We start from the raw sequence: 12,679 nt of genomic DNA on the forward strand, positions 1-12,679 counted from the left end.
CCACGGAAATCGTCAGACCTCAGAGCCGTCTTCGCGTCAGACCTCAGATGTACGGGCCCGTAAGGGATCCCCTGCCTGAGAGCTACCTGAGAGGCCGCCCCGGGCCACGTCCGCCCTATTGACGCTTTCTCTAACAAGTGCCAGATTCTGCGGGGTCACGTTACGGACACGTACCGGAGCCGGCTCGGGCCGCTTCGGATGGACGCCGGGGTGCGGCGCTGGGCGAAGGGGAAGTGACGGTGCTGAAGGGCGCGCGCGAGCGGCGGGTGCGGACCGGCGGGATCGATCTGTGCGTGGCCGAGCTGGGGGACCCCGGGCGGCCGACGGTCGTGCTGGTGCACGGTTACCCGGACAGCAAGGAGGTGTGGTCCGAGGTCGCGGCCCGGCTGGCCGACCGGTTCCACGTGGTGCTGTACGACGTCCGGGGCCACGGCCGTTCCACGGCGCCGAAGCCGCTGCAGGGCGGGTTCACCCTGGAGAAGCTGACGGACGACTTCCTGGCGGTCGTGGACGCGGTCAGCCCGGACCGGCCGGTGCACCTGGTGGGGCACGACTGGGGTTCGGTGCAGTCCTGGGAGTTCGTGACCGTCGAGCGGACCAGGGGGCGGATCGCGTCCTTCACGTCGATGTCCGGGCCGTCCCTCGACCACTTCGGCCACTGGATCAACGAGCGTCTGGCCAGGCCCACTCCACACGGGGTCGGTCAACTCCTCGGCCAGGGAGCCAGGTCCTGGTACGTGTACCTGCTGCACACGCCCGCGCTGCCCGAACTCGCCTGGCGCGGACCGCTCGGCAGGCGCTGGGCCGGGCTTCTGCGGCGGGTGGAGAAGGTGCCGGGCGTTGACTACCCGACGCCGTCGCTGCCGTCGGACGCGGCCAACGGCGCCTGGCTGTACCGGGACAACGTACGAACCCGGCTGCGCCGCCCGTGCCCCGACGCGCACGCGCACGCGCACGTTCCCGTGCAGCTCGTCACGCCCCTGGGCGACATGTTCCTGTCGGAGCGGCTCTACGACGAACTGGAGCGGTGGGCACCGCGGTTGACCCGGCGGACGCTTCCCGCAAAGCACTGGATCCCGCGTACGCGTCCCGACCTGCTCGCTTCCTGGATCACCGAGTTCGTCACATCGGTCGAGTCCGGCGGGGAGCCGCACCGGCAGGCAGGCGGACGGTACTCCGACCGTTTCCGCGGGCAGTTGGTGCTGGTCACGGGTGCGGGCAGCGGCATCGGCCGGGCCACGGCGCTCGCGTTCGCCGAGGCGGGGGCGCGGATCGTCGCCGTCGACCGGGACGCGGAGAGCGCGGCCCGCACGGCCGAGAGCTCCCTCCTGCTCGGCGCCCCGGAGGCCTGGGCGGAGACCGTCGACGTCTCCGTGGAAAGGGAGATGGAGGAACTGGCGGCCAAGGTCCATGCCGAGTACGGGGTGGTGGACGTCCTGGTGAACAACGCCGGTATCGGGCTGTCTGGTTCGTTCCTCGACACCACGGCCGACGACTGGCGCAGGGTCCTGGACGTCAACTTGTGGGGAGTCGTCCACGGGTGCCGCCTCTTCGGACGGCGGATGGCCGAGCGAGGGCAGGGCGGCCATATCGTCAACACCGCCTCGGCTGCGGCGTTTCAGCCGTCCCGGGTGCTGCCCGCCTACAGCACGTCCAAGGCGGCCGTCCTGATGCTGAGTGAGTGCCTGCGCGCCGAACTGGCCGGGCGGGACATCGGTGTTACGGCGGTCTGCCCCGGGCTGGTGAACACGAACATCACCGCCACGGCGGCCTTCGTGGGCGTCGACGCGGCGGAGGAGGAACGCCGGCGGAAGCGCTCCACCCGCGCGTACCGGCTGCGCAACTACCCGCCGGAGAAGGTCGCGGACGCGATCCTGCGCGCCGTGGTCCGCAACGAGGCGGTGGTGCCGGTGACACCGGAGGCACGGGCAGTCCATGCTCTGTCCCGTTTCGCACCGGGGGTGTTGAGGCGTGTCGCACGGTTGAAGCCGCCGCTGTAGAGCGACTTGGAACGCACCCTCTCAAGTGATGTGCCGTCAGCTGTCGTTGGCGAAAGGGCTTCAGCGGAAGTCCAGTTGTCCACAGAAACTCCAACTCCCCTGTGGATAACTTCTGTTGCTTGTGGATCAAACCTCGCGCCCAAAAGAAAATGCGTGATCCACGTCTCTCCCGCCATCCTGAGGGGATGAGCGAGAAGGACACGCATGACATGAGCATGGACGAGAGACGGACCGTGAAGGTGTCGAAGTACCTCTCGAAGCACCTGCGGCATCAGCCCGAGCGCATCGGCCTCACCCTGGACGAGGCCTGCTGGGTCGAGATCGACGAGCTGATCGCTGCGTGCGCCGCGCACGGCTTCCACTTCACCCGCGACGAGCTGGACCACGTCGTCGCCGCCAACGACAAGAAGCGCTTCGCGATCGAGGGCACCAGGATCCGCGCCAGCCAGGGCCACAGCATCGAGGTCGACCTCGGGCTGCCCCCGGCCACGCCTCCGCCGTACCTCTACCACGGGACCGTGGCCCGCTGTCTGGACGCGATCCGCGACGAGGGGCTGCGGCCCATGAACCGGCACGACGTGCACCTCTCGCCCGACCGCGAGACCGCGACCCGGGTCGGAGCACGACGGGGCCGCCCCGTCGTCCTCTCCGTGGACGCCGGCGCCATGCACCGGGACGGCCATGTCTTCCACGTCAGCGCCAACGGGGTGTGGCTGACGAAGGCCGTACCTCCGCAGTACGTGCGGTTCCCCGAGAAGCACTGACCCTGCATGATCAGTGGTATGGACCACCTCCCGACCACCGAGGCCGCCGTCGCCGCCCTCCGTGCGATCGCCGACACCTACGCCCTCGAGATCGAGGTCACCCACGACATCGGCGCCGACCAGACCTCCCGCCGCACCGCCGCGGGCGTCGGCGTCACCACCGACCCGGACGGCTCGCTGCCCCACGAGGCCTGTGTCGAGCTGGGCGGCCGTCCCCGCGTGAGCGTGCGGCTCTACCCGGAGGACGACGCCCTGATCACCGTCGACGGCGTCGCATGCCCCGACGTGGACCGGGACGACGTCCCCGCCTTCCTCCACGCCCTCTATGAGGGCCACGCCTGGGTCAAGACGCGGCGCTTCCCGCCGAGCGCCATTCTGCTGGTGCCCCTGCCGGGTGACCGGGTGCACAAGGAGTTCATCCCGGTCGGCCTCAGTCCGTGGCTGGCCGGCCGCGTACGGTGACGGTTTCACGTGAAACACGTTCGGCCGCATACGCTCGATGACATGAGTCTGCGCCTGAGCACCGTGATCCTCCCGTACCGACGCTGGAACGAGGGGGGTCGTTCGGCGTGGACGCGAGCCGAGCAACTCGGCTTCCACACCGGTTACACCTACGACCACCTGTCCTGGCGCACCTTCCGCGACGGGCCCTGGTTCGGCGCGATCCCCACGCTCACCGCCGCCGCGGCCGTCACCGACCGTCTGCGCCTCGGCACGCTGGTGACCTCGCCGAACTTCCGGCACCCGGTGACCCTCGCCAAGGACCTGATCTCCCTGGACGACGTGTCCGGCGGCCGGGTGACCCTCGGTATCGGCGCGGGCGGCACCGGCTTCGACGCCACCGCCCTCGGCCAGGAGCCGTGGACCCCGCGCGAGCGGGCCGACCGGTTCGCCGAGTTCGTGCCGCTGCTCGACCGGCTGCTCACGGAGGACTCCGTTTCCTACGAGGGCGACTACTACTCGGCGCACGAGGCGCGCAACATCCCGGGCTGTGTCCAGCGCCCCCGGCTGCCCTTCGCCGTCGCGGCGACCGGACCGCGCGGGCTGCGCCTCGCGGCCCGCCACGGCCAGGCGTGGGTGACCACCGGAGACCCCAGGCTGTACGAGAGCGGCACCCCGGAGCAGTCGGTTCAGGCCATTCGCGGTCAGGTCGGGAAACTCGCCGACGCCTGCGCGGCCCAGGACCGGGACGTGCAGGAGCTGGACAAGATCCTGCTCACCGGATTCACCCCGGACCGAGGCCGCCCCCTGGAGTCCCTGGCCGCCTTCGTCGACTTCGCGGGCCGGCACCAGGAGCTCGGCTTCACGGAGCTGGTGCTCCACTGGCCCATCCCTGATTCCGACTTCGCGGCGGACCAGAAGGTCTTCGAGCAGATCGCCATGGAGGCACCGGCCCAACTCGGCTGACGGTGAAGGCCGGCGCCGGACTCCAGGACCGGCCGTCCGAGCCGCACCGTTGACTCATGTGTGCGGACTCCCGCACGGCCGTGCGGGCATATGCGCGAGAATGGCCGGGTGACCTCAGCGACCATACAGCCCGAGACCCCGGCCCCCGCTCTCCCGCCGCGGCTGATCGCCACCGATCTCGACGGCACTCTGCTGCGCGACGACAAGTCGGTGTCCCCGCGCACGGTCGCCGCCCTCGCGGCCGCCGAGGAGGCGGGCATCGAGGTCTTCTTCGTCACCGGCCGCCCGGCCCGCTGGATGGACGTGGTCAGCGAACACGTCCACGGGCACGGGCTGGCGATCTGCGGCAACGGCGCCGCCGTCGTGGACCTCCACGGCGGCCCCGGCACCCACCGTTTCGTGAAGGTGCGCGAACTGGAGCGGAACAACGCGCTGGACGCCGTACGGCTGCTGCGCGACGCGGCGCCCGGCACGATGTACGCGATCGAGCAGACGTACGGCTTCTACCAGGAGCCGACGTACCCGAAGATGCACATGGAGGTCCCCGACGACCTCGCGCCCGCCGAGGACCTGCTGGCACCGGAGGGACCCGGTTCCACCGAGCCGGTGCTGAAGATCCTCGCGTTCCACCCCACGCTCGACCCCGACGCCTTCCTCACCCTGGCGCGCCTCGCCATCGGCGACCGCGCCAACGTCACCCGGTCCAGCCCCAGCGCCCTGCTGGAGATCAGCGGCCCGGACGTCTCCAAGGCCAGCACCCTCGCCCTGTGCTGCGCCGAGCGCGGCATCTCGCACGAGGAGGTCGTCGCGTTCGGCGACATGCCCAACGACGTCGAGATGCTGACCTGGGCGGGCCGGTCGTACGCCATGGGCAACGCCCACCCGGACGTGATCGCCGCGGCCTCGGGGCAGACGGTCGCCAACAACGAGGACGGGGTCGCCGTCGTCATCGAGCAACTGATCGCCGAACGGCGGTAGTCACGCAGGGTACGTCCCGCGCGGCGGCAGTCACCCGGGGCAGGTCCGGCGGGGCAGGACCCCCGGATCCCGCGAGCAGACCCTAGGCAACGGGCACCCCGCGGGCCGCCAGCCAGGGCACCGGATCGACCCCCGAGCCCAGCTGAGGAGTGACCCGCGCCTCGAAGTGCAGATGGGGGCCGGTGGAGTTGCCGGACGTGCCCGACTGTCCGATCCACTGGCCGGCCGTCACGCTCTCGCCCTGGTCGACCATGACGGCGGCGAGATGGGCGTACTGGGTGTAGTAGCCGTCGGAGTGCCGGAGCACGATCTCGATGCCGAACGCGCCCCCGCACGACACCCGCACCACGCGCCCCGCCCCGACCGCCCGCACGGGCGTCCCGATCGGCACCGCGAAATCCTGCCCGGTGTGCCGGTTCGCCCAGCGCTCACCGCCGCTGCCGAAGCCCGCGGACAGGGTGTACGTCTCGACGGGGGCGACCCACTCGCCGGTGACCCGCGGAGGCGGCTGGTCGAGCCGCACGGCGCCACGGCAGGCGCCCGCCGCCACCGAGGCGTCCGCCCGGCCCTGCAACTGCCACCGCGCCTGCTCGAGCTTGTCCTCGATGTCCTTCTTCAGGGCGGCGAGTTCGGCGGTGCGCCGCTCGACCGTCCGCCAGGCCTCCACAGCCTTCGCCTCGTCGCCGGCCAGCCGTTCCTCGGCCCGTCGGCTCTTGTCCATCGCGTTGTCGACGGCCAGATTCGCCTGGGAGAGCATGTGCTGACCGCGCATCAGCCGGTCCGGATCACCCGCCAGCAGCATCTGCGCGGCGACCGGCAGCCCGCCCCCGCCGCGGTACTGGGCCCGGGCGATACGCCCGAGTTCCTCGCGCAGCACGGCGATCTCCCGCCGTTCCCGGACCAGCAGTCCCTCCAGCCGCCTGACCTCGCCCTGCTTCGCCTCCGCCTCGCGCCGCCCCGCCTCATACCGCTGGGTGGCCGCGGCCGCGTCGTCGTAGAGCCGCGCCACCTGCGTGCTGAGCCCGGAGTCGGACCCGTCGCCGGGGTCCCCGTCGGCGGCCGTGGGGCGGGCCACGAGCACGGCGGCCCCGCACAGCAGAACCGCGACGAGCCTGGGGCGACGCAGAAGTGAGCGCATGTCAGCGATCGTGACCCGTCGAAGCGGGTCCGGTCATGTTGTGGTCGTACGCACGGGGGACGCCTCGCCCCTGATGGCTCAATGCCCGCGGCCGCCCGGCCCAATGCCCGGCCTAGCGTGCCCCCACCAGCAGCTCCGCCGCCTCCTCCCGCTCGACCATCCTCCGCAACGGCCCTTCCACGGCCGCCAGTTCCTGGTACGGCCCGCGCTGTACGACCCGGCCCGCGTCCAGGACGACCACCTCGTCCACCGCCGCGAGCCCGGCCAGCCGGTGGGTGATGAGCAGGGTGGTACGGCCCTCGGTGGCGGCCAGCAGATCCGCGGTGAGCGCGTCGGCGGTCGGCAGGTCGAGATGCTCGGCGGGCTCGTCGAGCACCAGCACGGGGAAGCCGGCGAGGAGCGCGCGGGCCAGCGCGAGCCGCTGCCGCTGACCGCCCGAGAGCCGGGCCCCGTGCTCGCCGACGAGCGTGTCGAGCCCGTCGGGCAGCCCGTCCGCCCACTCCAGCAGCCGGGCCCGCGCCAGCGCGTCCCGCAGTTCGTCCTCGCTCGCGCCCTTCCGCGCCAGCAGCAGGTTCTCGCGCACCGAACTGTCGAAGAGGTGCGCGTCCTGCGCGCACAGACCGACGAGCCGCCGTACGTCGTCGCCGTCCAGCGCGCCGGCGTCCACCCCGCCGAGCGTGTACGAGCCCGCGTCCGCGTCCAGGAAGCGCAGCAGTACCTGGGCGAGCGTCGTCTTGCCGGAGCCCGAGGGCCCGACGACGGCGATCCGGCGCCCCTGCGCGAGCGTGAGGTCGACTCCGGCGAGCGCCTCCCGGTCCTGTCCGGCGTGCCGGGCGGACAGTCCCCTGACGACGAGCGGGAAAGGCGAGGCGGGCGCCTGCCGGGGCCGCTCCGGCTCGCGCACCGGCTCGGGGGAGTCCAGGACCTCGTACACCCGCTCCGCGCTCCTGCGCACGCGCTGGCGGTACTGCACGGCCAGCGGGAGCCCCAGGACGGCCTCGAAGGCGGCCAGCGGGGTGAGGACCACCACCGCCATGGTGACGCCGTCGAGTCGCCCGGCGGCGACCGCCTGAGCGCCCACGAGGGCGGCGGCCGCGACGGTCAGCCCGGAGACGAGCGCGGTCAGCCCGTCGCCGAGCGCGGTGGCTGTGGCGGCCCGTGAGGCGATCCGGGTCAGCACGCCGTCGGCCGCGCGCACCTCGGCGGTACGGGCGGGCAGGGCACCCGCGACGGTCAGCTCGGCGGTACCGGTCAGCAGGTCGGCCGTGCGGGTGGCGAGCACGCCCCGGGCGGGGGCGAGCCGGCGCTCGGCCCGGCGCGCCACCGCGCCGGTGACCAGCGGGACACCCACGCCGGCGGCGAGCAGCCCGGCGGCCAGCACCGCGCCCGCCTCGGGCAGCAGCCACGCGGTGAACGCCACCGACCCGGCGGACACGACGGCGGCGGCACCGGCGGGCAGCAGCCAGCGCAGCCAGTAGTCCTGCAGGGCGTCCACGTCGGCGACCAGCCGCGTCAGCAGGTCGCCCCGGCGGGTCGTCCGCAGTCCCGCGGGCGCCAGCCGCTCCAGGCGCCGGAACACCGCGACCCGGGTGTCGGCCAGCATCCGCAGCACGGCGTCGTGCGACACGAGCCGCTCCGCGTACCGGAACACCGCGCGCCCGATGCCGAAGGCACGGGTCGCCGTGACCGCCACCATCAGGTAGAGCACCGGCGGTTGCTGCGAGGCCCGCGAGATGAGCCATCCGGAGGTGGCCATGAGCCCGACGGCACTGCCGAGGGCCAGGCTGCCGAGCAGCAGTGCGAGGGCGAGCCGGCCACGACGGGCACCCGCCATGCCACGGACCCGGGCGAGCACGCTGCCGCCGGTCCCGGAGCTGCCGGTCCCGGAGCCGCCCGCGGCGGGGACGGCCGCCTCCGCCGCGGGTGCGGGAGCAGGCGCGGCCGCGGATGCCGCCGCCCCGGGCCGGTCCGCCCCGGCCTCGGCCGGTGCCGCCACCTGGTCCGCCAGGTCCAGCCGCACCACGCGGTCGGCCACCCCCAGCAGCGCCGGCCGGTGCACCACCAGCAGCACGGTCCGGCCGGCCGCCAGCCGTCGCACGGCGGCCACGACCTCCGCCTCGGTCTCCCCGTCGAGCGCCGCCGTCGGCTCGTCCAGCAGCAGTACGGGACGGTCCGCGAGGAACGCCCGGGCCAGCGCGATCCGCTGCCGCTGCCCTGCCGACAGCCCTGCCCCGTCCTCACCGAGGACCGTGTCCGGTCCGTCGGGCAGCGCGGCCACGAAGTCCAGCGCCCCCGCGTCCGCGAGCGCCTGCCGCACGGCGGCCTCGTCGGCCCCGGGACGCGCCAGCCGTACGTTCTCGGTGATCGTCCCGGCGTACAGATGCGGGCGCTGCGGCACCCATGCGATCCGCGACCGCCACTGCTGCAGGTCGGCTTCGGCGAGGTCGACTCCCCCGGCCCGCACCCGGCCTCCGGTGGGCTTCACGAAGCCCAGCAGGGCATGCAGCAGGGTCGACTTGCCCGCGCCGCTCGGGCCCACCAGCGCGACGGTCTCCCCCGGTTCGACGGTGAAGGACGCGTCGGAGACGGCGTCGGCCGAGCGTCCGGGGTAGCGGACCGTCACGCTCTCGAAGGCCAGACCGCCCGTCGGAACCGCCGTGGTGCCCGCTGACGGGACCGGGGTCTCCAGCACGGAGAAGATCTCCTCGGCGGCCGCGAGCCCCTCGGCGGCCGCGTGGTACTGCGCCCCGACCTGCCGCAGCGGCAGATACGCCTCGGGGGCGAGCACCAGGATGACCAGTCCGATGTACAGGTCCATCTCGCCGTGCACCAGCCGCATGCCGATCGTCACGGCGACCAGGGCCACCGAGAGCGTCGACAGCAGCTCCAGCGCGAACGACGAGATGAAGGCGATCCGCAGCGTCCGCATCGTCGCCCGGCGGTACTCACCGGTGATGCGCCGGATCGACTCGGCCTGCGCCTTGGCCCGCCCGAACACCTTCAGCGTGGGCAGCCCGGCGACCACGTCCAGGAAGTGCCCGGAGAGCCGTGACAGCAGGCGCCACTGACGGTCCATCCGTGCCTGGGTGGCCCAGCCGATCAGCATCATGAACACCGGGATCAGGGGCAGGGTGGCGACGATGATGGCCGCCGAGACCCAGTCCTCGGTGACGATCCGCGCCAGCACCGCGACCGGCACGACCACGGCGAGTCCCAGCTGCGGGAGGTAGCGGGAGAAGTAGTCGTCCAATGCGTCCACGCCCCGTGTGGCGAGCGCGACCAGCGAACCGGTGCGCTGCCCGCCGAGCCAGCCGGGCCCCAGCGCGGTGGCCCGCTCCAGGAGCCGCCCCCGGAGCTCGGACTTCACGGCCGCGCTCGCGCGGTGTGCGGCGAGCTCGGTGAGCCAGGAGACCAGAGCCCGGCCGAGGGCCACGGCCGCCAGGAGCACCAGGGGGGTGCGGAGTCCGGTGACCGGGAGGCCCTCCTGGAACGCGCCGACCACCACGTCGGCGATGAGCATCGCCTGGGCGATGACCAGGAGAGCCCCGACGGCGCCCAGGCCGACCACGGCCATCAGGAAGAACCGGGTGGCCCGGGCGTATCGGAGCAGACGTGGATCGATTGGTTTCACGTGAAACACACCTCAGTGGGCGGCGTCGACAGCGAGGTGTTGCGTACCGATCCGCTTGCGGAACACCCAGTAGGTCCACCCCTGGTACAGCAGCACGATCGGCGTGGCGATCCCTGCGCACCAGGTCATGATCTTCAGGGTGTACGGGCTCGACGAGGCGTTGGTCACCGTGAGGCTCCAGTCCGCGTCGAGCGTGGACGGCATGACGTTCGGGAAGAGCGTCAGGAAGAGCATGGCCACGGCGGCCACGATGGTGACCCCGGACAGGGCGAACGACCAGCCCTCCCGCCCTGCCTGGTTGGCCACGAGCGCCGCGACCAGGGCGGCGACCGCCACGGCCAGCGCGACCAGACTCTTCGCGTCACCGCTGTCGATCTGCGTCCACACCAGGAAGACCAGGGCGAGGACGGCGGTGACCAGGCCGACCTGAAGGGCCAGCTTCCGTGCGCGCTCCCGGATCTCACCGACGGTCTTGAGCGCCGTGAACACCGCGCCGTGGAAGGTGAACAGCGTCAGGGTGACCAGGCCGCCGAGCAGCGCGTACGGGTTGAGCAGGTCCCAGAAGGTGCCCACGTACTCGAAGTTCCGGTCGATCCGCACACCCCGCACGATGTTGCCGAAGGCCACACCCCACAGGAACGCGGGGAGGAGCGAGGTCCAGAAGATCGCGGTCTCCCAGTTGCTCTGCCACTTCTCCTCCGGCCGCTTCGCCCGGTACTCGAAGGCGACGCCCCGCACGATGAGGCAGATGAGGATGAGCAGCAGGGGAAGGTAGAAGCCGGAGAAGAGCGTGGCGTACCACTCCGGGAAGGCGGCGAAGGTCGCGCCGCCCGCCGTGAGCAGCCACACCTCGTTGCCGTCCCAGACGGGTCCGATGGTGTTGATCAGCACCCGCCGCTCGGGCCGGTCGCGGGCGAGCAGCCTGGTGAGGATGCCCACTCCGAAGTCGAAGCCCTCCAGGAAGAAGTAGCCGATCCACAGGACGGCGATCAGGACGAACCAGACGTCGTGCAGTTCCATGACTGTGCAGCTCCCTCGGCCTAGTAGGAGAAGGCCATCGGCTTGTCGGCGTCACGGGAGTCGCCGCCGATCTTCGTGGGCGGGTTGAGGTCGGCCTCGGTCAGCTCGGGCGGGCCGGCCTTGACGTACTTGGCCAGCAGCTTGACCTCGACGACGGCGAGGACGGCGTACAGGGCGGTGAAGACGATCATCGAGGTGAGGACCTCACCCTGGGAGACACCGGGGGAGACCGCGGCGCGGGTCTGCAGGACGCCGTAGACGGCCCAGGGCTGGCGGCCCATCTCGGTGAAGATCCAGCCCCAGGAGTTGGCGATCAGGGGGAAGCCGAGGGTCCAGATCGCGGCCAGCCAGTACAGCCTGGAGAGCTTGGGGCTGAGGGCCTTGTTCCTGAAGAGGACCAGGTGCGGCACCTCGTCGTCGCCGACCCGCAGGTGCTGCGGCAGCATGAACTTCTTGCGGGTGAGCCAGAGTCCGGCGAGGCCGATGGCGAAGGACGCCATGCCGAAGCCGATCATCCAGCGGAAGCCCCAGAAGGTGACGGGGATGTTCGGCCGGTAGTCGCCGGCGCCGTACTTCTCCTGCTCGGCCTTGTTGACGTCGTTGATGCCGGGGACGTACGAGGTGAAGTCGTCGTTGGCGAGGAACGACAGCAGGCCGGGGATCTCGATGGCCACGGAGTTGTGGCCCTTCTCCACATCGCCGTAGGCGAAGATCGAGAACGGTGCGGAGTCCTGGCCGTCCCACAGGGCCTCGGCGGCGGCCATCTTCATCGGCTGCTGCTTGAACATCACCTTGCCGAGGACGTCACCGCTGATCGCGGTGAGCAGGCCGGCGATGACCACGGTGACCAGACCCAGCCGCAGTGAGGTCTTCATCACGCTGACGTGCTTCTTGCGGAACAGGTGGAGGGCGGCGATGCCCACCATGAAGGCGCCACCGGTCAGGAAGGCCGCCGACAGCGTGTGGAAGACCTGGCTGAGCGCGGTGTTCTGGGTCAGCACCGCCCAGAAGTCGGTGAGCTCGGCCCGGCCCTTCTCCTCGTTGATCCGGTAGCCGACCGGGTGCTGCATCCACGAGTTGGCCGCGAGGATGAAGTAGGCCGACAGGATCGTGCCGATGGAGACCATCCAGATGCACGCCAGGTGGATCTTCTTCGGCAGCTTGTCCCAGCCGAAGATCCACAGGCCGATGAAGGTGGACTCGAAGAAGAAGGCGATGAGGGCCTCGAAGGCCAGCGGGGCGCCGAAGACGTCGCCGACGAAGCGCGAGTAGTCGGACCAGTTCATACCGAACTGGAACTCCTGCACGATGCCGGTGACGACACCCATCGCAATGTTGATCAGGAAGAGCTTGCCCCAGAACTTGGTCGCTCTGAGGTACTTCTCGTTCTCCGTGCGCACCCAGGCCGTCTGCAGTCCTGCGGTGAGGGCCGCGAGGGAGATCGTCAGGGGGACGAACAGGAAGTGGTAGACGGTGGTGATGCCGAACTGCCAGCGCGCCAGGGTTTCCGGCGCCAAAGCCAGGTCCACGTCGCCGCTCCTTACCTCACAGGATCGCGGAACACGCTTGTGAAAGCGTTCACATTCACAAGCAATTATGACGCATACCCGTTCGAGGTCGGAGAGGCGGGGGGTCCCTAATCCGGACCACCCGGCCCCAGCAGGGTGGTACCGACCGGCCCCTGGCGCGCGTGAGGGCGCCTCGGTTCCACGTGAAACCAAGACGCCCCATGGCTCGCGGC

Annotated in this window: 9 protein-coding genes; 5 read left to right on the top strand and 4 right to left on the bottom strand. The window is 71.4% G+C overall.

Annotation, left to right across the window (positions count from 1 at the left end; genetic code table 11):
* Positions 1-233: 233 nt before the first annotated feature.
* The 5 genes from ACFY30_RS23055 to ACFY30_RS23075 all read left to right on the top strand — a co-directional run bounded on the left by ACFY30_RS23055 (position 234) and on the right by ACFY30_RS23075 (position 5,149).
* A complete protein-coding gene (locus tag ACFY30_RS23055; protein ID WP_390847040.1) occupies positions 234-2,000 on the top strand; it encodes an SDR family oxidoreductase in 1,767 nt (588 codons plus the stop codon).
* Positions 2,001-2,215: 215 nt separating this feature from the next.
* Positions 2,216-2,764, top strand: a complete 549-nt coding sequence (locus ACFY30_RS23060; protein ID WP_390847174.1) for an RNA 2'-phosphotransferase — start codon at positions 2,216-2,218, stop codon at positions 2,762-2,764.
* Positions 2,765-2,782: 18 nt separating this feature from the next.
* The gene (locus tag ACFY30_RS23065; RefSeq protein WP_390847041.1) at positions 2,783-3,226 is read left to right on the top strand and encodes a hypothetical protein; all 444 of its coding nucleotides are present in this window, start codon (positions 2,783-2,785) and stop codon (positions 3,224-3,226) included.
* Between the two features lie 42 nt (positions 3,227-3,268).
* A complete protein-coding gene (locus ACFY30_RS23070) occupies positions 3,269-4,171 on the top strand; it encodes an LLM class flavin-dependent oxidoreductase (protein WP_390847042.1) in 903 nt (300 codons plus the stop codon).
* 90 nt (positions 4,172-4,261) lie between these two features.
* Positions 4,262-5,149, top strand: a complete 888-nt coding sequence (locus ACFY30_RS23075) for a Cof-type HAD-IIB family hydrolase (RefSeq protein ID WP_390847043.1) — start codon at positions 4,262-4,264, stop codon at positions 5,147-5,149.
* An 82-nt stretch (positions 5,150-5,231) separates the two neighbouring features.
* On the opposite strand, the gene ACFY30_RS23080 is transcribed toward ACFY30_RS23075, so the two are convergent.
* The 4 genes from ACFY30_RS23080 to ACFY30_RS23095 form a co-directional block, all read right to left on the bottom strand.
* Positions 5,232-6,287, bottom strand: a complete 1,056-nt coding sequence (locus ACFY30_RS23080; protein WP_390847044.1) for a murein hydrolase activator EnvC family protein — start codon at positions 6,285-6,287, stop codon at positions 5,232-5,234.
* A 112-nt stretch (positions 6,288-6,399) separates the two neighbouring features.
* Positions 6,400-9,918 carry a thiol reductant ABC exporter subunit CydD gene (cydD, locus tag ACFY30_RS23085; protein WP_390847045.1) on the bottom strand — a complete coding sequence of 1,173 codons (3,519 nt, stop codon included), beginning with the start codon at positions 9,916-9,918 and terminating at the stop codon, positions 6,400-6,402.
* Between the two features lie 12 nt (positions 9,919-9,930).
* The gene (gene cydB, locus ACFY30_RS23090) at positions 9,931-10,938 is read right to left on the bottom strand and encodes a cytochrome d ubiquinol oxidase subunit II (protein WP_390659843.1); all 1,008 of its coding nucleotides are present in this window, start codon (positions 10,936-10,938) and stop codon (positions 9,931-9,933) included.
* A gap of 20 nt (positions 10,939-10,958) precedes the next feature.
* Positions 10,959-12,467, bottom strand: a complete 1,509-nt coding sequence (locus ACFY30_RS23095) for a cytochrome ubiquinol oxidase subunit I (protein ID WP_390847046.1) — start codon at positions 12,465-12,467, stop codon at positions 10,959-10,961.
* Positions 12,468-12,679: the final 212 nt, after the last annotated feature.

This window comes from Streptomyces sp. NPDC000345 (genome assembly GCF_042898825.1).
GTDB lineage: Bacteria > Actinomycetota > Actinomycetes > Streptomycetales > Streptomycetaceae > Streptomyces.

Coding starts and splice junctions, on each gene's coding strand:
- ACFY30_RS23060 (WP_390847174.1), top strand. CDS start 2,216: ATGGACGAGAGACGGACCGTGAAGGTGTCGAAGTACCTCTCGAAGCAC.
- ACFY30_RS23065 (WP_390847041.1), top strand. CDS start 2,783: ATGGACCACCTCCCGACCACCGAGGCCGCCGTCGCCGCCCTCCGTGCG.
- ACFY30_RS23070 (WP_390847042.1), top strand. CDS start 3,269: ATGAGTCTGCGCCTGAGCACCGTGATCCTCCCGTACCGACGCTGGAAC.
- ACFY30_RS23075 (WP_390847043.1), top strand. CDS start 4,262: ATGCGCGAGAATGGCCGGGTGACCTCAGCGACCATACAGCCCGAGACC.
- ACFY30_RS23080 (WP_390847044.1), bottom strand. CDS start 6,287: ATGCGCTCACTTCTGCGTCGCCCCAGGCTCGTCGCGGTTCTGCTGTGC.
- cydB (WP_390659843.1), bottom strand. CDS start 10,938: ATGGAACTGCACGACGTCTGGTTCGTCCTGATCGCCGTCCTGTGGATC.